Below are 25,274 nucleotides of genomic sequence, written 5' to 3' on the forward strand. Positions count from 1 at the left end.
ATTTTAAGCTAGCTCACTGACATTACTAGGCGCTTGCAAACCTAAATGTTGCCAAGCTTTACTAGTTGCAACACGACCTTTCGGTGTGCGAACTAAAAATCCTTCACGAACAAGATACGGTTCACAAACAGTTTCTACAGTTTCAGATTCTTCACCAACCATTGCAGCAAGATTATTAAGACCAACAGGTCCACCATTAAATTGACAAACCATAGCCTTTAGTACTGCAATATCAAGACGGTCAAGCCCTTGAGTATCTATTTGATACAAGGCTAAGGCTTCAACTACAGCATCATGATTTACGGTAGACAAATCATGTACAATAGCCCAATCGCGCACACGTCTTAGTAAGCGGTTTGCAATACGCGGAGTTCCACGAGAACGCAAAGATAATTCTTTAGCAGCTTGATCTGCAAGCTTAATACCAAGCACTTGAGCTGAACGCTCAATAAGCTTTTCAAGCTCCTCATGAGGGTAAAAATCAAGATGTGCTGTAAAACCAAAGCGAGCACGTAATGGAGATGGCAACATACCTTCGCGAGTAGTAGCCCCAACTACAGTAAAACGAGGAAGAGTCAGAGGAATCGAAGATGCACCAGGCCCTTTACCAACCATAACATCAACACGAAAATCTTCCATAGCAATATACAGCAGCTCTTCAGCAGCACGAGGCAGACGATGAATCTCATCGATAAACAGCACTTCACCCGTATCTAAAGCGCTTAATATTGAAGCTAAATCACCAGCATGTTGAATAGCAGGACCAGATGTAATACGAATAGGTACCTGCAACTCATTTGCTACAATCATCGCAAGCGTAGTTTTCCCTAAACCTGGAGGTCCTGCCAAAAGCATGTGATCAGGCGGAACCTCACGCTTTTTAGCTGCATCCAAAAACAATTGCAATTGCGCTTTTAAAACCGGTTGACCAATAAAACCATCTAAAGCGCGCGGACGAAGCTCTTCATCGCTCAGCTGCTCATGAGCCAAAGGAGCAGAAGAAACCATGCGCAAAGAGTCTTCTGAAACACCAGTATTTACTGCAGAAGCGTATTCATTACTCATTATCTCAACTCCCCCAATACCGTATTGTTCAGTAGCATCTTCATCTGCCTCTGTCTAACGAAGCCAACGCCATACGGAGAATATTAGGCATATCAGCATCTTTTATAGGAGTAATAATATTGTTTTCGGCACAAACCTGCTCAACAGCGCGCTGAGCGTCACTCTGGCGCCAACCAAGTGATACAAGACCATCAATTACAGCATTAATCCCAGAATCAATAGTTTTGTTACTAGAAATCCTTGAGCTGTCTTGAGACAAACTATTAAGATCAAGAGAACCTTTCAATTCTAAAATAATCTTCTGAGCACCCTTTTTACCTAAGCCTGGTGCAGAAGAAAGGGCAGTGACATCCCCTTCTGAAATAGCTTGCAAAAGACGATCAACGTTAAGTGTAGAGAGTAAAGAAAGCGCAACTTTTGGACCAATGCCACTCACTTTTTGTACTTGCAAAAACATGCGCTTAGCAGCCTGAGTTGTAAAACCATACAGCGTTATAGCATCTTGAGATACTTGCATAGACGTGTATACGCAGACTTCTTGCCCTTCGTGCAATGTAGACAAATCTACAGTGGGCATATACGCTTCGTAGCCCACGCCAGAAACATTGATAAGTACAGTACGAGCATCAATTGATGCTACTTGACCAACAAGCATCCCAATCATCAATACTCACCTTCCCGTACATAACAACTCACGGCATAACGTAACAAACAAGTCAAAAAAACAGCCAACAATAGAACAGATGTTCTATTGTTATCCTACATGCCACGATTGACAGAAGTTCTACTACCAGCAGCACGCTGGGCTAATGCCCACTGCTTTTGAGCGGAAGTTAAATGCTGCTCACGCTCTCCACCTTGCAAAGCTCCGGACGGTCGAAGAGCATGACAAATAGCTTGAGCTAAAGCATCAGCAGCATCTGCCGGCGTGGGCAAAACATTAAGCCCAAGCAAACGAGCAACCATGCGCTCAACTTGCACTTTTTGAGCTTTACCATTTCCAGCAACAGCGAGCTTTACTTCAGTAGGAGTATGCAATGCTACAGGAATATTACGCTGAGCTGCTGCAAGCATTGCAAGACCAGCAACTTGCGCAGTACCAAGCACAGTATTTCGATTCTCTTGCGCAAAAACACGCTCGATAGACACTGTGTCTGGAGCAAAACGCTCAATTTTTTCAACTAAACCGTTATAAATTTTTAACAGGCGCAAATCTTGCGAAAGACCAGGCTCAGACCTCAGCACATCAACGTGAATAAAAGAAAGCCGACGCGAAACGCCGGCTTCAATCACGCCGACCCCGCAGCGAGTAAGCCCGGGGTCAACGCCCAAAATCATCATAAGACTCTATTCATCTTCCTCAAGCTGAGCCATAACTTCATCTGAAGCGGTCCAGTTGCTATAGATATTCTGAACATCATCAAGGTCGTCGAGATTATCAATCAGACGAGAAACCTTCTGAGCATCCTCTAAGCTTAACTCAACTTCATTATTTGGATGCATAATAATATCCGCAGAATCGTAGTCGAAACCAGCATCCTGCAAAGCCTTACGAACCGTAACCAAATCGCTGGAATCAGTGTAAACAGAATACACATCGCCATCATCAGCTACATCTTCAGCACCAGCTTCTGCAGCAACCTCGAAAAGCTTATCGTAATCAACGCCTTCAGAAGGAACCTCAATCAAACCTTTACGCTCAAAATTAAAGCTCACAGAACCACTTGTTGCCAAAGAACCATTGCCCTTAGTAAGGGTTGAACGCACATCAGCTGCGGCACGATTACGGTTATCAGTAAGGCACTCAATAATCAAGCCGACTCCAGCAGGAGCATAACCTTCATAAACAATTTCTTCGTAGTTAGCGCCACCAGCTTCTTCACCAGAACCACGCTTCACTGCACGCTTGATATTATCGGCAGGCATAGAAGCCTTCTTGGCTTTAACGATGGCATCGTACAACGTAGGGTTACCATCAGGATCGCCACCGCCCAAACGAGCAGCAATTTCAATATTCTTAATCAGCTTAGCAAAAAGCTTGCCACGCTTTGCATCGATAGCGGCCTTCTTGTGCTTAGTAGTCGCCCACTTGGAATGACCTGACATGATACTCCTAAAACGTACAGTTAATCAAACGAAACGATTCTATTGCACTTTCAAGACAAATGTAGCTTAACTACTTACTCAAGACCTTGTTTGACTGCAATAATGCGCTGAAAAACAGTAATAATACCACCAATAGCGAGCAGAATCATAGCGCAACTGAACCAGAAAAGTTGATGAGTGATGCCAGATAATCCCATAGCAACAAGAATCACAGCAACACGATCAGCACGCGTAATCAACCCAATACTAGGATCAACCGAAATAGACTGACCACGAGCACGTGCATATGACGTCACGAAAGCAGCCATAAGTGCAACCATACAACTCAATAATCCTGCATATTTTAACAACATTCCAAGTACGGATGGTATCCACATACACACACTTTTGTTACTAGCGCGACACAAACAAATGCAAACTGTCATAAATAGTGACCAATCTGCAATACGATCAAGCGTTGAATCAAGAAAAGCTCCAAATTTTGTGCCACCTGTTGTTAATGCTGCAACTGAGCCATCTAAACCATCAGCAAGCACGAAAATAGTAAGCAATACAGTTCCTACAATAAGTTGACCTGTAAAAGCCGTTACAAAAGCTGTAACAACTACTGCTAATGTTCCAACAATTGTTACAGCGTTAGCGCTTACGCCTAATCGAACCAGTAATTTTGCAATCGGAGCAATAACGCGCTTAAAACTACTACGTAACGATTCCAGCATTGAATCAACCTTCCTAGCGCAATTGCCAGTAAAACTTGTGTTCAATCAACATTCTTATAGTAACCGCGCGGCTGTAAGAAGATACAAGCACCGTTACTAACTCAGATAACTAACTGAGAAAGTAACGGTAATAAGCAAAACACCGTTACTAACTCAGCTAACGAACTGAAAAAGTAACGGCAATAAGCAAAACACCGTTACTAACTCAGCTAACAAACTGAGAAAATAACGGTAATAAGCAAAACACCGTTACTAACTCAGCTAATGAACTGAAAAAGTAACGGTGTAGGCGATTGAGATATAAAGAAGCCCACACAACGTTAAGAAGTGTGGGCTTTTGCTCGTTAAGATTCAGCTTACACCGAAACTTACGTTAGCGTTTAAATTAGCTAACTTCAATCACTTAGTGTAACGCTCGAAATCTTCTGCAGTATTCACTTGCACGCGCTGCTTAATAATGGACAAAATCCACTCTTTAGCTTGTGCAACAGGAACACCGTTCAACTGGCTGCCATCGCGGAAGCGGAAGCTCACAGCATTGTTGTTCACATCCTCTTCACCAGCAATCAAAGTGAAAGGCACCTTAGACTTAGAAGCGTTACGAATCTTCTTGCCAAAGCGATCGTCGGAGCTGTCCATTTCGCAACGAACCATGTTCTCTTCCAAATCACTAATAAACTTTTGCAAGTGTGGAGCAAACTCGTCCGCAACAGGAACGCCAGTTACTTGAACTGGAGCTAACCATGCTGGGAATGCGCCTGCATAGTGCTCAAGCAAAATAGCGAAGAAGCGCTCAATAGAGCCGAAGAGTGCGCGGTGAATCATCACCGGACGCTGGTGGCTACCGTCAGCCGCAATGTACTCCAACTTAAAACGCTCAGGCAAGTTGAAGTCAAGCTGAATAGTAGAAACCTGCCAAGTGCGACCGATTGCGTCGCGAGCTTGCACAGAAATCTTCGGCCCGTAGAATGCAGCTCCACCTGGATCGTCCACGAGTTCCAAACCAGACTCTTTAGCAACCTCAGCCAAAGTATTAGTTGCTTCTTCCCAAATCTCGTCGGAACCAACAAACTTGTGCTCATCCTTAGTGGAAAGCTCCAAGTAGAAGTCGTTCAAACCAAAATCTTTAAGAAGACCAAGCACAAAATTAAGCAAGCTCTTCAACTCATCGCGCATTTGCTCGCGAGTGCAATAAATGTGCGAATCATCCTGAGTCAATCCGCGCACGCGAGTTAAGCCATGCACAACGCCAGACTTCTCGTAGCGATACACAGTACCAAACTCGAACAAGCGCAAAGGAAGCTCACGATAAGAACGCTGGCGAGACTTGAAGATTAAGTTATGCATTGGGCAGTTCATTGGCTTCAAGTAGTAGTCAGCACCTTGGCGAGTTACGTTACCGTCTTCGTCACGCTCTTCGTCAAGCTTCATTGGAGGATACATGCCATCCTTATACCACTGCAAGTGGCCGGAAGTCTCATACAAGCCGCCCTTAGTAATATGCGGGGTTTGTACGAAGCTGTAGTGATGCTTGCGGTGCTGCTCGCGCGAATAATCTTCCATTGCGTTAATAATTGCAGCACCCTTTGGATGGAACACTGCCAAGCCTGGGCCAATCTCGTCTGGGAAGGAGAACAAATCCATCTCTTGACCGAGCTTGCGGTGGTCGCGCTTAGCAGCCTCTTCCATGCGAGTTGTATAAGCTTTAAGCTCTTCCTTGCTAGGCCATGCAGTGCCGTAAATGCGCTGAAGCATAGGATTCTGCTCAGAACCACGCCAGTAGGCTGCAGCCACACGCTCAAGCTTAAAAGCCTTAATATAACGCGTATTTGGCAAATGAGGTCCGCGGCACAAATCGCTCCAAACCTTATTTCCTTCGCGATCCACATTGTCGTACATGCTAAGCTCATGCTTGCTAATTTCACCAGCAGCAGCCGGATCAAGAGCAGCTTCCTTATCCCCAATCAACTCCAACTTATAAGGTTGATTCGCTTCTTCTTCGCGCGCTTCATCTTCTGTTACAACGCGGCGACGGAAGCTTTGAGACTCTTTAATAATGCGCTGCATATGCTTTTCGATTTGCTTCAAATCGTCTGGCGTAAATGGAGTATCAACATCGAAATCATAGTAGAAGCCGTCTTTAATTACAGGACCTACGCCTAACTTTGCGTCTGGTCGAATTTCTTGAACAGCTTGAGCCATCACGTGAGTAGCGGAATGACGCATGATTGCGATGCCATCTTCACTATCAAGTGCTACTGATTCCACGGTATCGCCGTCATGAAGAGGCGTGTACAAATCACGCAACTCGCCATTTAAACGCACGGCAATAATATTTTTATCTTCCGCGAAAAGTTCAACGCCAGTGAAGCTTGCATCCACCTCCTTGCGTTCCTCGTTTACAGTGATGGAGATGGTATTTTCAGCCATAATTGTCCTTTTCTATCGGGGTCTTGCGTTACTAATGTGCAGACCTGGACTTGCGTGGCGCCGATAAAACTTACGCGATGAAACAATCAATAAAACGCGCAAAAACGACGTCAATTGCACGCATTTTTCACGCACAATTCATTGATACTTTAGGACAACAGAGCGACTTTTAAGACTCGTTTACTCAAGAGCGTTTTCAGCTACTTTTCCTCGACGTACATGCCATCTTGATGAAAAATCATGAATTGTTATAAAAATACTTTCACTAATCTTAACTATTAAGAAGAAAGCACCAGCAACAATCGCAATAGTGCCGCCTGCAGAAAGCTTGAGTATTACAGCAAACGCTAATCCTGTGAGCGCTATCAAAACAGATGAAATTACGCATGCTAGCACAAATTTATTAATAGAGGCAATTCTTCCCTTGAGTGCAGCCGCAGGAGCAGCAATAAGAGATACAGAAACAACGGTTCCAACTGCTGGAATAATAACAGAAACAGTAACAATAATCAGTGCAAGAACCATACCTTGTATAAAACCAGATTTTCCGCCAGCTGCACGATAATTAATCGGGTCAAATGAGCAGTGCACAAGATTAGCTGCGTTAAAAACCCACAATTCGAGAACTAGTAGAAAAGCAACAGATGCTGAAATCACGTCTGCAGGAGTGCAATTAAGCAAAGAGCCAGTTAAAAATCCTTCAATACGTAAAGGCAGTGGAGCAAACCACTTATTTAAAAAGTATCCACTAGCAAAACCGACAGTAAGCGTAATTCCAGCTGCAGCTTGCGAAGAAATACCTTTAATATGCGAAAGCGCGTACATGACGAAAGAAAGTACTACGCATGCAAGAGCTGCACCAATAAATAAGCCTAAGGAAAGCACATTCTGATCAATCGTATACATCGACGTGCATACTACACCAAGAACAGCTCCTGGGAAAGCTGCGTGCGTAATGGATTCTGTAAAGAATATGCGCTGATTAAGAAGAGCAAGAGAACCAACAAAACCACATAAAGCACCAACCACTACTGCTTCAACTATAGGGAGTGCAATAATTTGCCAAATACTTACCATTTAAGCTCCCCGCTTTTCTAAGATTGATTCATGCAGTTTATGTACTTCATGCGATTCACGCACTTTATGCGATTTATGTGCTGGAATTATTGAGGAAACAAATTGTATACACCAACGGAGTATGAGCACAACTATAAACATTGCGCACATGCTTAAAGCGATTGCTGCTTGAGGAGAAACAGGATGATCCAAATCAAGATTCATAACATACATACCAAGCACAACGCCAGCAATACCAACCGCAATACCAACCGCAACCATTCGTCCCACGGTGCGAGCAACTAATCGCGCACTAGCACCAGGAATCACAAGGTATCCAATAACAAGCAGTACACCGACTGCAGAAGACGCAGAGACTACAACTGCTGCAATACCAACATTGAGCACAATATCTACTAACAGCGTACGAGCACCCATCAGCGGCGCACTTGCACGGTCAAAAGCAACAATAATCTGCTGCTTCCAAGTTGCTAATAGCACAATAATTGCAAATAGGCAGATCCACATAGCTTGAGTCATGCGTTCGTCAGTAACATCAAGAAGCCTACCAAACATAAGCGATTCAAGCTGCCCAGACATATCACCTTTTTTCAAAGAAATTACTACGCCCAATGCGAAAAAAGTGGTAAGCACTGTAGCAATAACAGATTCGTTAATACGCGCCGACCGCGATGCCCATACCAACGCCGCAACTAAGAATACGGCACAAATTGCAGCACCTGGAATAATGTGATCAATGCCACCATACAAAGCTCCGACCACTATTCCGGGGAAAATGCCATGAACAATAGCTTCTGCATTAAATTCAGCACATCGCAAGTTTACGAATACACCGACAATTCCGCTAGCTATAGAAAGCACTATTAGTAAGCAAAACGGTCGAAAAATATAAGGCGCAGAAGCAATAAAATCAAAACCTGGAATTGGTTCCAACGCTTGCCTTAACGACTCAACTAATCCAGCAAGCATTATTCTTGACTTTCTTTTGCTTGATTATTTTCTTGAACATTTGATCGAGTTTCCGCTTGAACATTCACCCGAGTATCCACATCAGCCATTTGTGAAAGCGTAAGACCAGCAGATGCAGCAGGCATACTGCCACCGTAAGCGCAAGTAATATTTTCTTTCGTCATCACTTCTCTCAGCGGACCAAACGCAACCTGATGCCCTGCCAAAAGCAACGCTTTTTCGCAAATCGCATCTGCTATTACCAAATCGTGAGTAGAAACAACGAAAGCTATACCCTCTTGCTTCGCTGCTTTCATAATATGAAGAAGTTCACGACGATTCGGCTCGTCAAGACCATTAAAAGGCTCGTCAAGCAAAATAAGCGTAGGATGTGCAACAATGGCGCGCGCAAGAAGAATGCGCTGACGCTGACCGCCAGAAAGATCACCAAATCGCACATCTGCGCGATGCAATAATCCAACATGATGAAGAGCGTCCTCAACGGCTTTTTTCTGATCTTTTTTCAGCAAACCAAGGAATCCAGTTTTTCTGCTTAAGCCCATTGCTACGACTTGCCGAGCAGTAATTGGAAAAGTTAAATCTAAATCCACTTGCTGCGGCACATAACCAATAGACAAGGTTTTTGGCATGCGCAGTTCGCCACCACTTACGCGCACAATACCAATAATAGCTTGCAAAAACGTAGTTTTTCCAGAACCATTTGGACCAATTAAAGCCAAAGCTTCCCCAGCTTCTACACTGCCGTTAAGCCCAGTTACTACCGTTTTATAACCGTAGGCTAGGTTGCAATTTTCCATTGCAAGGACGCTCTTATTCACTATATTTCCAGTCTTTTTAGTGTTTATTTATATTGCACATGTAGCTTTATTACTACTTTTTCAGTGCAGCTTTTACAGATTCCGGAAGAGCTGGAACTTTACCATCCCAAGCCTTCACAAGAGTCTGAACATTGTGAACAATAGAGCCAATGTAAGTTTCACCAGCAGAACCAACTGGCCCTAAGGAATCACCATAAAGTGCATCATCACCAATAATAGCCTTAACGCCTGCAGCGGCAGCCACAGCCTTAATTGACTTGGAATTATTAGAATTTTCTGCGAAGAGCGCTACAGCACCAGACTTCTTAACGTCTTCAGCAGCCTTCTTAATATGGTCAGCGGTGGCATCCTGCTGGCTGTTGAAGTCAGAAAGTGCTGCACCGATGAACTTTACATTGTAGTCGCGAGAGAAGTAACCAAATGCGTCGTGAGAAGTGAAGAGAACGCGATGCTCCTGTGGCACACTGTTCAAAGCTTCAGTGGCCCAAGCGTCCAAATCAGTCAAAGCTTTAACGAACTTTTCAACATGCTCATCGAAAATCGTCTTGCTTGCAGGAAGGGCTTTGCCTAAGAATGCACCAATATTCTTCACCTGAATCATGGTGTTCTTCGTGCTAGTCCAAATATGCGGATCGTACTGGAACTCAGGCTCCTTTTCGCCTTCTTCTGGAGGGAATGGCCACTTTTCAGCATGAACCTTGGCAATACCGCGGTCAACCTTGTATGGAAGATTCTTTTCTTTAGCTAATTCTGCTTTTGGATCCTTGATTTCATCAGCAGTGAGAATGCCGGAGGTAACACCCATCGTGCCTTTGAAACCAGTAGCCTTTACTGCTTGATCCAAGAAGTGTTCAAGATCAACACCGGAAACAAGCATTAAATCAGCTTTGGAGAGAGCTTTGGATTGTGCTGGAGTCATTTCGTGCTCATGAGCAGAAGCGTTCGGCGCAAGTAGGCAGGTTAAGTTAATTATTGACTTTGCTTTGTTTGCTGGAGCACCAATTACAGACTTTTTACCCTGGGAATCGGTTTTATTAAGACTTAAACCAGAATTTGCGTCCGCAGTTGACGCGATTTGAGTTACGTAATCGCAAATTTGCGTTGTTGTTGCCACTACGTTTACTTGATTTCCTTTTGCATTATTTTCTGCAGTTTTAGCAGAGCCGCAAGCGCTCATAGAAGTAGCTAACAGTGCAACCGCAGCGGCAGTTGCGAAAATTCGTGAAGTTTTCACACTTGTTCCTTTCGGGAATCTTTACTGTTATTGCATGGCTTGATTGCAGGAGGTCTCATGAAAGTTGTTCATGAAAAAAATAATCATTCGCAATAACGCTTATAGCATATGAAAAATATGCACGTCGGTCAATGAAAAATACGAAAAAACGCGATTATTTTTACAAAAATGCGTTTCGTAAATTTTTTGTCTGATATAATGCACATTTTCAAAATAAGAGTCGTGTATTTTCGCTGTAATTTGTCGTAAAAAATGGCAATATATCAACAAAATAATGAACATGATTATAATGTTTCAACAAATATGAAATACTGCATATTGTTCACTAAAACACGCTGCAACACGCCGCAACACCCCCATTGCGCAGAATAACAAAAAATTACAAAAATTTTCAAAACTTTACAGATTAAAATAAGACATATGTTTATATAATCAAACAAATGCTTAAGCAATATTGAGAGTTGTTCAGGGACAATTAAGAGATATAACGCACGCCTATTAAACTAAACGGTATGATTGACGACATGCCTTTGTTGAAATACAATTCACACAATTCCAACGATGCCAGTAATGCCAGTGATTTCAGCACTCACCAAAGTTTCAGCACTCACCAAAGTTTCAACAATTCCCATACTTGCCACGATTCCAATGAAGTTCTTGTAGATACACATCTTGCTGCAACATGTCTTCGCACACCACGCTCTGAATACAACAAGTATTCTAGAGGCGTTCTTGGCATAGTAACCGGTTCTCAAGAGTATCCTGGAGCCGCAATACTCAGCACCCGAGCAGCAGAGTACAGCAATATTGGCATGGTTCGTTACGCAGGTCCTTTACGCGCACAAAATCTTGTGCTTCAATCAGCACCAGAAACAGTTGTATGTGAACGATTAGAAGGAACAGTTCAGGCTATAACTGTCGGCTCTGGAATACCCGATGCCACTCATTGCAATACCGATGAAACCAAAGCTCAACGAGATTATATTTCGGAAATACTAGCAAAATACGCTACTAACACAGAATCCACAAATGCACTTCCACCAATCTGCGTAGATGCTGGAGCATTAGATTTACTGCCAAAAAAAGTTTGCACAAAAGTAGTTGTAACGCCACACACAGGAGAATTGTGCTCTGTTTTTCAACAATACGGATTAGCAATAAATGCGCAGCAAATAGCTAGCAATCCAGTGCACTATGCTCAAGAAGCAGCAAATCTTACGGGAGCAACAGTACTTCTTAAAGGTGCAAAAACGGTTGTTGCCTCGCCAAGCAATCTCCATATGCCAATATATGTTGCTCAATACGGTCCAACTTGGCTTGCAACTGCAGGATCTGGAGATGTTCTTGCTGGTATTCTCGGTGCTTTACTTGCACAACAAACAGCACATTGCGCAAACTACGCACTTGTTGCAGCAAGCGCGGCAGTAATTCACGGCATTGCTGCAATTTTGGCATCTTACAGTTGTAGCGACAATAATTGCACACAGATTATGCAAAGTATGGTAAAAACTGAAAAGCCACTTATGTTTGAACATCCGATTGTGGCAAGCGACGTTATTACCGCACTACCCCATGTTTTCGGCATGCTTATCAACCTTAAGTAAGCATGTAAATATGTAGATACGCAAATACTCAAATACGTACGTAACAATGAGTGATAATAAAAATAAAAAATAATATGCATGAAATATGCAACATGCACGTAACAACAAATGCGCAAATACTGCAGCATAGAGGAAGGAATACTTATGACTGATACACCAAGTGTTGAAATTCACGACGTTATGTTCGATTATTGCCGAGTACTACTTGAGTGGAATTGCCGCAATTGTTTGCAACAACAGTTCCCGAATTTAGTTGATACGATTTGCCCTAACGGCAGTTTTGGAAAGGATGATTTAGCAGGATTCTACGAGTTTGAGGATCGAATGGACGGTGGAGAACTGTTGAACGATCTTATGCCTGAGTATGAGCATCGTTTTGGCAGTGAATTTGCTGAAGCCTTCCGCTGGTATTGCGCACATTATGATCAAGTTTTGACTCGCATGATGCCTGGAATGGTTGATTTATTGCGTGACCTGCGTAAAGCTGGATACGGCGTATGGGGGTTAACAAATTGGTCAAGTGAAACTTTCCCATTAGCACTTCGCAAATTCCCGGAACTGTCAACACTGTTGCAAGGTACGATTATTTCTGGAATTGAACACTTGCATAAGCCACAGCCGGAAATTTTTGAGCTTGCTATGAGTCGTTTCGGGTTGCGCGCTGAACATACAGTGTTTTTTGACGACAAGCCAGTAAATATTGATGGCGCTCACGCTGTTGGTATGCATGCTTTTGTGTTTACAACAGCTGAGCAAGCACGTAAAGATTTACTGTCTGTAGGCGTGCAACTCTCATTGTAGTGTAAATTCTCATAAACTATTTACATAATTCTTGAATAATTTACCTCTCAAAAGACTCTTATTGTATTGCACGAACTATGCCGATACCTTTTGCTACATTCATTACAGTTATTACAGTTTGTTAGTTATGTGATTGCTAGCTATGAGCTCAACTTTTAGCGCGTGAAGGATACTTAAGATGACTTTATTGCAGTTGAAATATATTGTAAAAATCGTTGATTGTGGATCTATGAATGAAGCTGCGCGCGCATTGTATATTTCCCAGCCTGCGTTAAGTTCATCGGTAAAAGAGCTTGAGCATGAGCTCAATATTGAGATTTTTACAAGGTCTACTCAAGGAATTGCGTTAACAGCTGATGGTGCCGAATTTTTGACGTACGCTCGACAAGTCATTGAACAGGCTGATTTGCTTGAAGAACGCTACAAAAGTACGAAGCCTCGCCCACAATTATGCAGCGTTGCAACACAACACTACATGTTTGCTGTTGAAGCATTCGTCGATATGATTCGTAGTATTCATTCCGATGAGTATGAGTTTTCTATTCGTGAAACGCGTACTAAAAATATTATTAAGCAAGTAAGCGATATGCGCGCAGATCTCGGTATCTTGTATCTTTCTGACTATAACAAGGATGTGATCGGCAAGCTGCTTCGCGAAAAACATTTGGAGTTCCACCCACTTTTCCGAGCAAAATTGCACGTTTTTCTTTCCAGAAATAATCCACTTGCTGTACGCAAAAGCTTGAGCTTGGAAGATTTAAAGCCATACCCGTTTATTCAATACGAACAGGGAGAAGAAGGAAGTTTCTTCTTCGCAGAAGAAGCAGTGTGGCCTAGTCGTCCACCAAAAAAAATTAATGTTTCTGACCGAGCTACTATTTTAAACTTTATTATTGGGTTGAATGGTTACACTGTTTGCACTGGAATAGACAACGGCGATTTAAACAACGAGAAAATCGTTACTATTCCGCTTGAATGTGATGACACTATGCTTGTTGGCTGGATTACTAACGAACGTACGAAACTTTCAAAAGCTTCACTTGCTTACCTTGCGCAGCTTAAATCTGTGCTTGTAAAACACGGCTATACGCTTATTGATTCACAAAATTAACTTATAATTTATAACTTATTAGCTTATGACATGTTGAATTATCAACACGTCATCAAGGAAGACTCATGATAAGTAAAGCTAACTTGCTATTAACGATGGGCGAACGCTCTATAATACTGTGACTAGGGCAATCGCAACTGAAATCAGCCTTTCTAAGTTTTCTTACCACCAGCCACAAAAGAATTGCGCAATGTGCAGAAAGTGTGGCATGAGTAAGTGCAATGTGCAGTAAGTGCAACATGCGCAAGTGCAGCCTGGAACACACAAACAACTAAGGCGAGTACTCGTTTAGCAAGCACCCGCCTTCATCATTAACAACATTCTTATGCTATAGGTACTTCTAAAGAGCAGTACCATGCTCATCAAGACGAGGATTACGTTTTGCATTACCTAGCGTAAAGAACAAACCAAAAACGCCCAGAGCAAACAGCACTGCAATAGTTATAACAAGCACTATTGGTTGACTTGGGAACCACATAATCACCAAAAATGCGAATGCAGAAAGCAATAGCACAGTCCAGGAGCAAACACCCACAACCTTACGAACAGTATTCCACGTATCATCACCAGTCTCAGCACGATGAATATTACGTGCTAAACGCTCTTCTTCAGCCGTCACATTAGAAGTCGGCTTCCAAGGACCAGCACCCTGTTCCTGCAACCTGCGCGAACGCTCTTGTAAATTATACTCATCAAGCATGCCGCCGCGAGCGCGACCTTTTGTTTCATCATATTGAGAAGGAATCCCCTTGCGATTTTGCCTTTCCCTAGCACGACGCTCTTTCCTGTTCGCCATGACTATTCCTTTCTACGTTGAATTTTCGCCTATTACGCATTATAACACAATTACGAGTTATTTTAGCACGGTCAAGCCGTTTTCACACGCATCTACGATTTTTTCAATAAGCAAATCGTTTAATAGTCTTCCTTTACGCGTTGCTATGAGCCTATCTCCATGCGTATTTGCAAGAGCTTCATTTTTTACTTCAATCATTGCTTTTTGCAAGTAAGAATCGTCAAAATTGCCTTGTTCTTCACCACAATTGTTGCGCATTTTTTCGCATAATTGCGAAATATTAAGACCTTCTTTAAGACGAAGACCGAGCATGACTTCTTCTATCAGCGCATCTTCTGCGTTTATGCATTCGTAGTTTTGCCATGGCACGTTTCCAAGATTTATAGCATGCGCCCATCGTTTTGGGTGCAAAATATCCCATGAGCGAAGATTATAAAACTCGTTTGCATGTGCTAAAGAAGCGTCATCATCCATGCTTTGTTTACTTATACGATTCGCAGCATTGTAGTGCGAGTGCGCTCCAGGACCAATACCAGCCCAATCAATATTTCGCCAGTATCCAAGATTGTGTTGAGATTCAAAACCTGGGCGCGCCCAATTAGAAATCTCGTACCATTCTAAGCCAGCAGAACTAAAAAGTTCGTCTGCTATTTCGTATTTTTGAGCTTCATCATCATCGTCTGGAGCATGAATAATACCTTGAGCGATTTGGCGACCCATTTTTGTGCGCGGCTCTACCGTTAGCGCATATGCAGAAATATGGTTAATGCCTAGGTTTAAAGCCATTTCTACTGACTTTCGCCAATCGTCTAAACTCTCCCCTGGAGCGCCATAAATCAAGTCAACACTAGACCGCAAGCCGCAAGCATTCGCCGCTTTAACTCCGCGTTCTACGTTTTCTGGCGTATGCGTGCGGTCAAGCGTTTGTAGCACATGCGGCACAGCCGATTGCATTCCGAACGATATTCGCGTAAATCCGCCTTCTGCAAGCGTCTCAATATACTTCTCGTCTGCAGTATCTGGGTTTGCTTCAGTAGTAATTTCCGCACCAGTTTTCAATCCCCACAAGTTTCGTATTTCTTGCAAAATACGCACTAAATCTTGTGCTTTAAGAACTGTTGGAGTACCACCACCAAAGAAAACAGATTGCGCTTCAGGCTCGAAAATCCCGTGAAATTCCTGCCATTTTTTTACAAGACGCATTTCACGAATCGCAACATCTGCATAACCTTCGCGACTTGCACCCTCACCCAAATCGCGAGCCGTATACGTGTTAAAATCGCAATAACCGCAACGACGCAAGCAAAACGGCACGTGCACATAGACTTCAAAAGGCATGATTGAATGCGAATCTTCACTGGTCTTGTTCGATTCAAAATTCAATATAAGCCTCAGCCTTCAGACTTTTGTGCTGCACGAATCTTATCTTTCGTATCGCGATCGTTTGCACTCTCGTCTGTAGCCAAAGCAGCAACAAACGCTTCTTGCGGAACCTCAACGTGTCCAAGCATCTTCATGCGCTTCTTACCAGCCTTCTGCTTTTCGAGAAGCTTGCGCTTACGCGTAATATCGCCGCCGTAGCACTTAGCAAGCACGTCTTTTCTAAGAGCGCTAATCGTTTCGCGAGCAATAATACGCGAGCCGATTGCAGCTTGAATTGGAATCTCAAACTGCTGACGAGGAATAAGGCCGCGAAGCTTCTTCGTCATCATAACACCGTAAGAATAAGCCTTATCGCGATGCACAATCGCACTGAAAGCGTCAACCTTATCTCCCTGAATAAGAATATCAACCTTAACAAGGTCAGCAGCCTGCTCACCATCTTCGTGGTAGTCGAGAGAAGCGTAACCTTTTGTGCGGCTTTTAAGCTGATCGAAGAAGTCAAAAACGATTTCTGCAAGAGGAATTCTGTAGTGCATTTCCACGCGGTCGGCACTAATGTATTCCATTGTGCCCATTTCTCCGCGATGATCTTGGCACAAATCCATTACAGCACCAATAAACTCTTTCGGCGTAATAATATCAGCCGCAACCATTGGCTCAATAATGCGCTTAATCTTGCCTTCAGGAAACTCGCTAGGATTTGTTACGTGATGCTCTTTACCATCTTCGCTAGTAACGTCGTAAGTTACGTTAGGAGCAGTGGAAATAAGATCCAAGCCAAACTCACGGCTTAAGCGCTCGGAAACAATCTCCATGTGTAGAAGACCTAAGAATCCACAGCGGAAACCGAAGCCCAATGCAACCGACGTTTCTGGTTCGTAAAGAAGAGCAGCGTCGTTAAGTTTGAGCTTGTCGAGAGCATCTCGGAGTTCTGGGAATTGCGCGTTGTCGATTGGGAACAATCCCGCATAAACCATAGGCTTCGGGTCGCGGTAGCCATCTAAAGGCTCGGACGCTGGATTCGCAGCGCTGGTAATCGTGTCGCCAACTTTAGATTGGCTCACGTCTTTTGCACCTGTAATTACGTAGCCAACTTCTCCCGCTCCAAGCGCCTTAGTTGGAGTCATATCTGGGCTAATAACACCGATTTCAATAGGATCGTGCGTCATGCCAATCCCCATCATGTGCAGCTTTTCGCGCGACTTAAGTTCGCCATCAACCATACGGATATAAGTGACGATTCCGCGATACGAATCGTAGACGGAATCAAAAATAAGCGCACGCGCAGGAGCATCAGGATTTCCGTTTGGGGCTGGAACTTCAAGAACGATTTGGTCAAGAAGATCCTTTACGCCTTCGCCGGTTTTACCCGAAACGCGCAGCACATCCTCCGGCTTGCAACCAATTAAGCCAGCTATTTCTTCAGCATGCTTATCTGGCTCAGCACTCGGCAAATCGATTTTGTTAAGAACAGGAATAATTGTTAAATCGTGGTCAATTGCCATATAAAGATTGGAAAGAGTCTGCGCTTCAATGCCCTGAGTTGCGTCAACAAGTAAAACTGCACCTTCGCATGCTGCTAGTGCACGCGAAACTTCATACGTAAAATCGACGTGACCAGGGGTGTCAATCATGCCAAGCGAATACTCTTTGCCCTCAAAGGTCCATGGCACTCGAACAGCCTGAGATTTAATAGTAATTCCGCGCTCTTGCTCAATATCCATGCGATCAAGGAAACGATCGCGCATTTCGCGCTCTGGCACGATTCCAGAAAGCTGCAAAATGCGATCAGCAACCGTAGACTTGCCGTGATCAATATGCGCAATAATGCAGAAATTGCGTATCAACGACTGATCCGTAAATCCTGGCTGGTTATGCGGTGTAATCAAAGCAAGCATCTCCTTAGTAAATACGCGTACAATATGAAATTGCGCAAGCTACACAAGTAATCTATCCTACCAACTCTACTACCCTATTCTACGACAGTAAACGCCGGAGAAATAATAAAAACTAATCAAGTTATCCAAGAAGCATGATATGCTTATTCTTTGTATGTCCTTATATAGCAAACGTCGTTTGGAGTAACAGTGGCAAACATTAAGTCGCAGAAGAAGCGCGTTCTCACTAACGAGAAGGCACATAAGCGTAACGTAGCAGTGAAGTCTGCTTTGAAGACCGCTATTCGTGCAACTCGTGAAGCCATCACCGCTGGTGATAAGGCTGCAGCGCAGGCCGCTTTCGCAGTAGCCGCTCAGAAGCTTGACAAGGCTGCAGGTCGTGGTGTGATTCACAAGAATCAGGCTGCAAACCGCAAGTCCGGTCTTGCTGTAGCGATTAACGCTCTGTGAAGTTTGTGCAGGTAACTGCATAACACAGCATGTAAGGAAAATCCCCAGTGCCAAATTGGTACTGGGGATTATTTTTACAGCATATGCAATATTAGGGTTATAGGCCAAAAGTGTGTAAAGCTAAGCTGATGAATATTCTGTGGCATAAGCCACAGACGCAACACTGTTACTAACTCAGTTAGCTATCTGAGAAAATAACGGTAATCACTCAAACACTATTAAAAACTCAGTCAACAAACTGAGAAAACAACGGTAATCACCCAAACACTGTTAAAAACTCAGTCAAGTATCTGAGAAAGTAACAGTCATATGTTACTGGTGCAGTACGTAATCTGCGTTAATAACGAATAAGCGGGGTTATACGTTCTTCGCGCAGTACGTAATTTGCGCTAGTAACAGCGTTTGACGATGTATTGTTATATTCAGCTAATACATACTTGGAATGCCGCTTAGCATAAGAAATAGCCCACATTCGATATACCCCACGAGCCCTACTGCCGTAAAGGTTATGAGCTTATTTTTTACACAGTTTTTGTCCAGGTAGTGGTGAATATGCAGCAAACAGATTTGATTACCGCAAAACGCTTGTATTGCAAGGCCTAAGACATGATTTCTTACACACTTTTTGGCCTATAAACCCAATATTAACGATGACGGCGATTATTAATGCGACGAATACGCGGACAATGCACTTTAATGGGTTCCGTACGATTCAGTGCGCCAAATAGTGTTAAATCAAATTTCACTGATAGCAAACGCATTGCCACTACTAACGCAACGATAAGTACATCCAATAAAATCTCAACTGTTACACCAAAGCAGCCAGCATGTTTCGCTTTCACTACAAAAACAGTGAGCACGCATCCTACAGCCGCTGGGAACGCATACCAATGTTTATCACGCACAATAACAGGCACTTGGTTCAAAATCATATCGCGAATCAAACCACCGCCTAACGCAGTTGCCATTCCCAAAAACACAGACGCCATGCCAGACATATGAAAATCCAAACCTTTTGCAGTACCATTCACTGCAAATAAGCCCAAAGCAAACGCATCAAGAGTTAGCATAAACCAACGCCATTTGTCAATTTCAGGGTGAGCAACTGCAACAATAACGCCAGAAAGTAAGCCAGTAATAACGAAACCACGATCAGCGATACCTACGGGAGGTAGTGCCCCCAGCAGCACATCGCGCACAATACCGCCACCTAGCGCAGTTATCCAAGACGTAGTAATAATGGCAAACACATCATATTTTTTGCGGATAGCCCACAATCCCCCAACCATGCCACAGCAACCCATAGCAACATATTCAACTATAAGAAAGAAAATGTTATCCCCTAATGCACCTTCCACAAAATATCCCTTCAACCTTTTATTAAGATCATGCGCCGTTATGCAACATACGTGCTACACAAATACGCGACGCGCCGCACTATATATAAGAATCTACATATATAGAGCACGACGCGCCACACATAATATATCGATAGGTAATATATCGATATTGCATCGATATTACATTATTAAATATTTGCGAAATACATAACAAATACTTACGTCATACTTACGCAATATGAAAAGTATCTGCCCATATGTATTACATATTGCTGATTGTTGAATCCTAGTCGCAAACCTTCCACATCCAGTTATGCTTGTCTTCAACATCGCCAAGCTGAATGCCAAGAAGTTCGTCACGCAAAGCCTGAGTCAACTCACCAACACCACCATCAGCAACCTTAAGATCAAAGTCATCAGACTTAAAACGACCAATTGGCGTAATGATTGCAGCAGTACCACAAGCAAAGACTTCAGTAACCTCACCAGAACGAATATCGTCAAGTAAGCCTTGAAGCGGAATCATAGTTTCAACAACCTCATGACCAGCCTCTTTAGCAAGCTGAATCAAAGAACGACGCGTAACGCCAGGAAGAATGCTGCCAGTAAGCGATGGCGTCTCCAAATGACCATCCTTATGGAGTGCAAACATGTTCATGCCGCCAAGCTCTTCCAAATACGTCTTAGTTGCAGCATCCACGAAGCACACTTGCTCACAACCATGCTCAATGCCCTTGTATTCACCTAGCAAAGAAGCAGCATAGTTGCCGCCACACTTAGCAAAACCAGTACCACCAGGACCAGTGCGGAACCACTGATCTTCAACCCAAATGCTCACAGGCTTCAAGCCGCCCTTGAAGTACGGACCGGATGGAGAAGCAATTACACAATATTCAACCTCATGAGCTTCACGCACACCAAGGAACGGCTCAGAAGCAAACATGAATGGACGCATGTACAGCGTATATTCGCGACGGCTTGGAACCCATTCCTTATCTCGCTTTACTAATGCAGCTACAGAACCAATAAAGTCGTCAATAGAAAGATCTGGCAAGTACAAGCGCTTAGCAGAATTTTGGAATCGTGCAGCATTAATATCTGGGCGGAAAAGCCAAACGGAACCATCAGCACGCTTATAAGCCTTCAAACCTTCAAAGCATTCTTGAGCGTAGTGCAACACTGATGCGCCTGGATCCATTTTTAAAGGACCATAAGGCTCTATGCGACGATCCGACCAACCCTCGCCCTTAGTCCAGGACATGTGAGCCATATTGTCGGAGAAAATCTGACCGAAAGCAGGCTTATCAATAAGTTCGTTGCGCTTTGCGTCCGAAACTGGATTATCATTTGGCAGAACTTCAAAATTGCCAGCTAATTTGTTCAACAGAGTTGGATCGCTATGTTCATAAGACTCATAAGCGTTCGCAAAATCTGGAGCGACCTCTAAATCAGCCATTATGTCTCTTTTCTATGTGTATCTTTACTACTTGCTTTTAACGCAATTAACGTATAGATTAATACGATTCTTGTTTTTAGCAAATCTAAAACGAGAAAATTCGTACAAAAAATCTTCTATAAGAAAAAATTTTATTGCCAAAATGTGCGAAATTATATACAAAAAGCCGCATAATCATTACGACTATGCGGCTTACGATATTAAAAAATATTTTTATAAGTTCATTAACAGCTCAGTGTGTCAAACTTACTTTTCTTCTGCAGGCGCAGCATCAGCAGCTGGAGCAGCAGCGTCAGTGCCGGCAGCTGGAGCAGCAGCATCTTCAGGAACAGTCACGCTGACAACGGATTCTTCACCATCCATGTCAAGCTCGGCACCCTCAGGAAGCTTCACATCCTTAGCAAACACCTTCGTACCATCAGTCAAACCATCGACGTTCACAACCAAACGCTCTGGCAAGTTAGCAACATCAGCACGAACCTTGAGCTCCTGCACATCTACGAATGCAACTGCAGCACCCTTTGGAGTGCCTTCAACGAAGACTGGAACTTCAACGTCAATCTTTTCGCCAGCCTTCACTTCGTAGAAATCAACGTGTTCTACGATACGCTTTACAGGGTTACGCTGAACATCCTTCACAACTGCGATGCGAGATTCGTCACCGAACTTAATAGTGAACAAAGCGTTTGCGTGACGCAAAGCAAGAGTGGTTTCGCGCATTGGAAGTGTAACGTGCACTGGTTCAGCACCACCAGCGTAAAGGCTTGCTGGAATCAAATGAGCAACACGCAAACGACGAGCAACACCCTTACCAAACTCGCTGCGCAATTCACCTTCGAGAGTAATTTTTGTAGCCATATCGGTCTCCTTATGGTCTGGATAGTTGTATATTAAATCCAGCTTCAGGCGCACCGACGCGCCGAAAACCATAAGTGGCATCAGCCCAGTCGATAACGGAACTCTGCCACAAAGCTCATCACAAAGCCAGCAGCACATTCCCTCGCCAAAGCAACTTTTCTAGTATAACCACATACGTAGACTTAACGCATTGCAAGATAGCTATTCTAGTTGCGTCCCTTTTACCGCATTTACTTGCAGTCGCAGCTGCTCAGTCACACGCAGCTGCACTTGAGCACACAAGCGATTATGATAGATAACAGTCCTAAACGCATCGCAACCGCGCGTTTGAAAAAAGCCTTTTGGCATGATGAAGGAGCAGATGTGTCTGTTTTTAATGCACTCCAACAGCAAGCGTTTAATCTTGCACGCAAAGCATTACGTATTGGCAGCAACTTCGCACACCCAGTCAGCGATGACCGCGCAGGCGAACCAGATTATCCTCATACTGATCAGGAAAACGCAGCGAATACTTTACTTTCGCAAAATCCACGTCTTCCACGCGTAGAAGAGTGGGGCGCGGAAATGCCGACTACCACGTTTATCGATCCGGAAACTGGTTTGCTTACTACAAAAACAGAAAGCGCCGCTCCCCTCGATGAAGGCACGAGCATTTATGACTTGTATGCTGATCGCGCTGCGCGCATGGGAGACGACCCTCTTTACACGTATAAAGAAAACGACCAGTGGGTTACAAAAACCGCCAACCAGTTCCTTAAGGAAGTGCGTGATGCAGCGAAAGGTTTGATGCACTATGGCTTGCGCAAAGGTGAAGCTGTAGCTCTTATGTGCAAAACATCCTACGAGTGGGATGTTGCTGACGCTGCAGTAATGGCTTGCGGTGGCATTCTTGCTACGATTTATGATACAGATTCTGCTGAGCAAATTCGTAATATTGTCAATAATTCCGATTCTCGATTCCTTATTGTTGGAACCACTGATATGCGCAATAAAGCTGATGGCGCTATTGAAGAATGCCCAAGTTTGGAACGCATTATTTGCATAGAAACCGGCGGATTGGCGGAACTTCAAGCTTTTGGTTACACTGTGAGCGATGAGGAGCTTGATGCGCGTATTGATTCTGTAAAGAAAACCGATTTGTGCTCTATTGTATATACTTCCGGTTCTACTGCTGCGCCTAAAGGCGTGGAAATGACACACGAACACTATTGCACTACCGCATTAAATCTGCCTATCTACTTGCCTGAGTTGCTCAGCGAAAAAGACGGGTCCGTGCTTCTGTTTCTTCCTCAAGCACATTCTTTTGCACGAGCTATTAATTATATTGTTGTGGCAAGCACACTACGTATTTACATTGCCCAAGGTATTTCTACGTTGATTTCTGATTTGCAAGTTGCAAAACCTACAGTAATGATTGTGGTGCCTCGTGTACTTGAAAAGGTGTATAACGCAGCTTCGCAGAAAGCTGGTCATGGTGCTAAAGGCTTAGCCTTCCAGGGTGCTGTTGTTACTGCTCAGCAATATATGAAGGAAGTGCAAGAGTTTGGCGATGCTAAAACTCTTACTAAGGCTCGTCGCACTGCTTATGATCCTCTCGTGTATCGTCCACTTCGTCAGGCTCTTGGCGGTCGTGCGCGCTGGATTGTTGCTGGCGGCGCTCCGCTGGATCCTGAACTGCTTTCTTTCTTCCGCGGCGCTGGTGTTCCTGTGTATGAGGGTTATGGTCTTACTGAAACCACTGCCCCATGTGCTTTTACTCCTATCGGCGTTCCTTTCCGCGAAGGTTCTGTTGGTATTGCTTTCCCAGCTTTTACGTTACGCATTGCTTCTGATGGCGAAGTGCAAATTAAGGGAACTTGCGTTTTCCATAAGTATCATAAGAATGATGAGGCTACAGAGACTTCATTTACTCAAGATGGATGGTATGCTACTGGCGATTTAGGGCGAATTGACGATGAGGGCATGCTTTATATTACTGGTCGTAAGAAGGATTTGATTATTACGGCTGGCGGCAAGAATGTTGCTCCTGGACCTATTGAAGAAATGATTAAACGCTGTGAGCTGGTATCTCAAGCTTTAGTACTTGGCGATAAGCGCCCGTTTATTTCTGCACTTGTTACGTTGGATGAAGAAACGTTGCGCACATGGCTTAAATCAAAGGGTCTTGACGCAACGATGAGCATGGAGGAAGCGGCTAGTAATGCTGTGGTTCGTTCTGAAGTGCAAAAGTTTGTGGATCTTGCTAATGAGGGCGTGTCGCGCGCTGAATCTGTGCGCAAGTTCATTATTTTGCCAGAAGAGTTTACGCAAGAAAACGGCTTAATGACTGCATCCATGAAGATTATTCGTCCTCATGTTATTAAGCGGTATGCTACATTGCTGAATACGCAAATGTACACGACGAGGAAGAAGTAACGCCACAACATGATTTGAGTTTGTTGTTCAAGCTGCAGTAAGTGAGCTTAACTTGCTGCAGCTTTTTATTTTGCGCATAGTTGTTACAACTTTCACCTAATGCGTGCACGCAATTGCAGATATAGCATGTGCGCATATGTATATAGATGTATATAGACGTTAAACCGTAAAAAGTAACATGCACAGACGGACTATAGCGTAGATGTACTTTGCTAGTTTCGGACTGTCGCTCATAAAAAACACGGTATGATTGTTATATTTGCATAAATTATTAGTTTGTAAAGATTATTATTTTTTATCGTTTTGCATAGGATTGCATAATAATTTATATGTTTTTATTGCATAAATTTAGTAAAATTATAGTGATTTTCTATATTTTATAGAAAAGTTTCCATATACACACATACGGATGTTTTTAGCAAATACCTTGAACCCCCCCCCCGTACCAGAATATACTGTTTTGCAGAGAAGCAGGAGAGATAATCCTTGTAAAAAATCATTGCCCACCTGATTCTTCATATAAGTGAAAATAGCCACACATTGAACACTATAAGAGAGAAGGTTAATGATGAATTCTAAATTTGCATCATTACTCGCTTTAGGAGCTGGCACACTTCTTGCATTTGGCATTTCTGCCAACGCTGCAGATGCACAAACAAAACAAGCAGCTGACTCCGATACTCAAGGTATGTACTATTATCCAGGCGCTATCGGTGGAGACAAGGAAGACGTTACGTCTGAACC

Annotated in this window: 22 protein-coding genes; 5 read left to right on the forward strand and 17 right to left on the reverse strand. The window is 43.5% G+C overall.

Annotated features, from left to right (window positions below; genetic code table 11):
* Positions 1 to 3: 3 nt before the first annotated feature.
* The 10 genes from ruvB to HXT28_RS03065 all read right to left on the reverse strand — a co-directional run bounded on the left by ruvB (position 4) and on the right by HXT28_RS03065 (position 10,418).
* Positions 4 to 1,065, reverse strand: coding sequence for a Holliday junction branch migration DNA helicase RuvB (ruvB, locus tag HXT28_RS03020; protein ID WP_016636666.1), 1,062 nt, complete (start codon positions 1,063 to 1,065; stop codon positions 4 to 6).
* Between the two features lie 40 nt (positions 1,066 to 1,105).
* Positions 1,106 to 1,729 carry a Holliday junction branch migration protein RuvA gene (gene ruvA / locus HXT28_RS03025; protein WP_422113654.1) on the reverse strand — a complete coding sequence of 208 codons (624 nt, stop codon included), beginning with the start codon at positions 1,727 to 1,729 and terminating at the stop codon, positions 1,106 to 1,108.
* Between the two features lie 95 nt (positions 1,730 to 1,824).
* A complete protein-coding gene (gene ruvC / locus HXT28_RS03030; RefSeq protein ID WP_016636668.1) occupies positions 1,825 to 2,406 on the reverse strand; it encodes a crossover junction endodeoxyribonuclease RuvC in 582 nt (193 codons plus the stop codon).
* A gap of 6 nt (positions 2,407 to 2,412) precedes the next feature.
* Positions 2,413 to 3,171, reverse strand: coding sequence for a YebC/PmpR family DNA-binding transcriptional regulator (locus HXT28_RS03035; protein ID WP_016636669.1), 759 nt, complete (start codon positions 3,169 to 3,171; stop codon positions 2,413 to 2,415).
* Between the two features lie 74 nt (positions 3,172 to 3,245).
* Positions 3,246 to 3,890, reverse strand: coding sequence for a CDP-alcohol phosphatidyltransferase family protein (locus HXT28_RS03040; protein WP_422113655.1), 645 nt, complete (start codon positions 3,888 to 3,890; stop codon positions 3,246 to 3,248).
* 399 nt (positions 3,891 to 4,289) lie between these two features.
* Positions 4,290 to 6,320 carry a threonine--tRNA ligase gene (gene thrS / locus HXT28_RS03045; RefSeq protein WP_016636671.1) on the reverse strand — a complete coding sequence of 677 codons (2,031 nt, stop codon included), beginning with the start codon at positions 6,318 to 6,320 and terminating at the stop codon, positions 4,290 to 4,292.
* A 180-nt stretch (positions 6,321 to 6,500) separates the two neighbouring features.
* Complete coding sequence (locus tag HXT28_RS03050) at positions 6,501 to 7,397, reverse strand: metal ABC transporter permease (protein WP_422113656.1); 897 nt, start codon at positions 7,395 to 7,397, stop codon at positions 6,501 to 6,503.
* Complete coding sequence (locus HXT28_RS03055) at positions 7,398 to 8,366, reverse strand: metal ABC transporter permease (RefSeq protein ID WP_016636674.1); 969 nt, start codon at positions 8,364 to 8,366, stop codon at positions 7,398 to 7,400. It lies immediately after the preceding gene.
* Positions 8,366 to 9,163 carry a metal ABC transporter ATP-binding protein gene (locus tag HXT28_RS03060; RefSeq protein WP_064347011.1) on the reverse strand — a complete coding sequence of 266 codons (798 nt, stop codon included), beginning with the start codon at positions 9,161 to 9,163 and terminating at the stop codon, positions 8,366 to 8,368. Before HXT28_RS03060 ends, HXT28_RS03055 begins: the two co-directional genes overlap by 1 nt.
* 73 nt (positions 9,164 to 9,236) lie before the next feature.
* Entirely contained in the window at positions 9,237 to 10,418 is a 1,182-nt protein-coding gene (locus HXT28_RS03065) for a metal ABC transporter substrate-binding protein (RefSeq protein ID WP_422113657.1), read from the reverse strand.
* A gap of 512 nt (positions 10,419 to 10,930) precedes the next feature.
* On the opposite strand from HXT28_RS03065, the gene HXT28_RS03070 reads away from it, so the two are divergent.
* The 3 genes from HXT28_RS03070 (at position 10,931) to HXT28_RS03080 (ending at position 13,934) form a co-directional block, all read left to right on the forward strand.
* Positions 10,931 to 12,022, forward strand: coding sequence for an ADP-dependent NAD(P)H-hydrate dehydratase (locus HXT28_RS03070; protein WP_422113658.1), 1,092 nt, complete (start codon positions 10,931 to 10,933; stop codon positions 12,020 to 12,022).
* A gap of 108 nt (positions 12,023 to 12,130) precedes the next feature.
* Positions 12,131 to 12,823 carry an HAD family hydrolase gene (locus HXT28_RS03075; protein ID WP_064347003.1) on the forward strand — a complete coding sequence of 231 codons (693 nt, stop codon included), beginning with the start codon at positions 12,131 to 12,133 and terminating at the stop codon, positions 12,821 to 12,823.
* A gap of 178 nt (positions 12,824 to 13,001) precedes the next feature.
* Positions 13,002 to 13,934 (forward strand): LysR family transcriptional regulator, encoded by a 933-nt coding sequence (locus HXT28_RS03080; protein WP_064347001.1) that lies wholly within the window; start codon positions 13,002 to 13,004, stop codon positions 13,932 to 13,934.
* Positions 13,935 to 14,274: 340 nt separating this feature from the next.
* On the opposite strand, the gene HXT28_RS03085 is transcribed toward HXT28_RS03080, so the two are convergent.
* Genes HXT28_RS03085 through lepA form a run of 3 tightly spaced genes read right to left on the reverse strand, consistent with a single transcriptional unit; the run spans position 14,275 to position 18,002 of the window.
* The gene (locus HXT28_RS03085) at positions 14,275 to 14,730 is read right to left on the reverse strand and encodes an SLC41A family transporter (RefSeq protein WP_422113659.1); all 456 of its coding nucleotides are present in this window, start codon (positions 14,728 to 14,730) and stop codon (positions 14,275 to 14,277) included.
* A gap of 57 nt (positions 14,731 to 14,787) precedes the next feature.
* A complete protein-coding gene (gene hemW / locus HXT28_RS03090) occupies positions 14,788 to 16,068 on the reverse strand; it encodes a radical SAM family heme chaperone HemW (RefSeq protein WP_422113696.1) in 1,281 nt (426 codons plus the stop codon).
* 53 nt (positions 16,069 to 16,121) lie between these two features.
* Positions 16,122 to 18,002 (reverse strand): translation elongation factor 4, encoded by a 1,881-nt coding sequence (gene lepA / locus HXT28_RS03095; protein WP_032814752.1) that lies wholly within the window; start codon positions 18,000 to 18,002, stop codon positions 16,122 to 16,124.
* A gap of 198 nt (positions 18,003 to 18,200) precedes the next feature.
* Here lepA and rpsT point away from each other — a divergent pair, with 198 nt between their 5' ends.
* The gene (gene rpsT / locus HXT28_RS03100) at positions 18,201 to 18,461 is read left to right on the forward strand and encodes a 30S ribosomal protein S20 (RefSeq protein ID WP_004127335.1); all 261 of its coding nucleotides are present in this window, start codon (positions 18,201 to 18,203) and stop codon (positions 18,459 to 18,461) included.
* 644 nt (positions 18,462 to 19,105) lie between these two features.
* On the opposite strand, the gene HXT28_RS03105 is transcribed toward rpsT, so the two are convergent.
* The 3 genes from HXT28_RS03105 to HXT28_RS03115 form a co-directional block, all read right to left on the reverse strand.
* A complete protein-coding gene (locus HXT28_RS03105) occupies positions 19,106 to 19,819 on the reverse strand; it encodes a trimeric intracellular cation channel family protein (RefSeq protein ID WP_422113660.1) in 714 nt (237 codons plus the stop codon).
* Positions 19,820 to 20,087: 268 nt separating this feature from the next.
* Positions 20,088 to 21,257, reverse strand: a complete 1,170-nt coding sequence (locus HXT28_RS03110) for a branched-chain amino acid aminotransferase (RefSeq protein ID WP_016637823.1) — start codon at positions 21,255 to 21,257, stop codon at positions 20,088 to 20,090.
* A 246-nt stretch (positions 21,258 to 21,503) separates the two neighbouring features.
* The gene (locus HXT28_RS03115; protein ID WP_064346887.1) at positions 21,504 to 22,115 is read right to left on the reverse strand and encodes a 50S ribosomal protein L25/general stress protein Ctc; all 612 of its coding nucleotides are present in this window, start codon (positions 22,113 to 22,115) and stop codon (positions 21,504 to 21,506) included.
* A gap of 363 nt (positions 22,116 to 22,478) precedes the next feature.
* On the opposite strand from HXT28_RS03115, the gene HXT28_RS03120 reads away from it, so the two are divergent.
* Positions 22,479 to 24,530, forward strand: coding sequence for an AMP-dependent synthetase/ligase (locus tag HXT28_RS03120; protein WP_064346882.1), 2,052 nt, complete (start codon positions 22,479 to 22,481; stop codon positions 24,528 to 24,530).
* Between the two features lie 357 nt (positions 24,531 to 24,887).
* Here HXT28_RS03120 and HXT28_RS03125 read toward each other — a convergent pair whose 3' ends face one another.
* Positions 24,888 to 25,169, reverse strand: coding sequence for a hypothetical protein (locus HXT28_RS03125; RefSeq protein WP_158409780.1), 282 nt, complete (start codon positions 25,167 to 25,169; stop codon positions 24,888 to 24,890).
* Positions 25,170 to 25,274 lie beyond the last annotated feature (105 nt).

This window comes from Gardnerella washingtoni (assembly GCF_049262705.1).
Lineage (GTDB): Bacteria > Actinomycetota > Actinomycetes > Actinomycetales > Bifidobacteriaceae > Bifidobacterium > Bifidobacterium vaginale_D.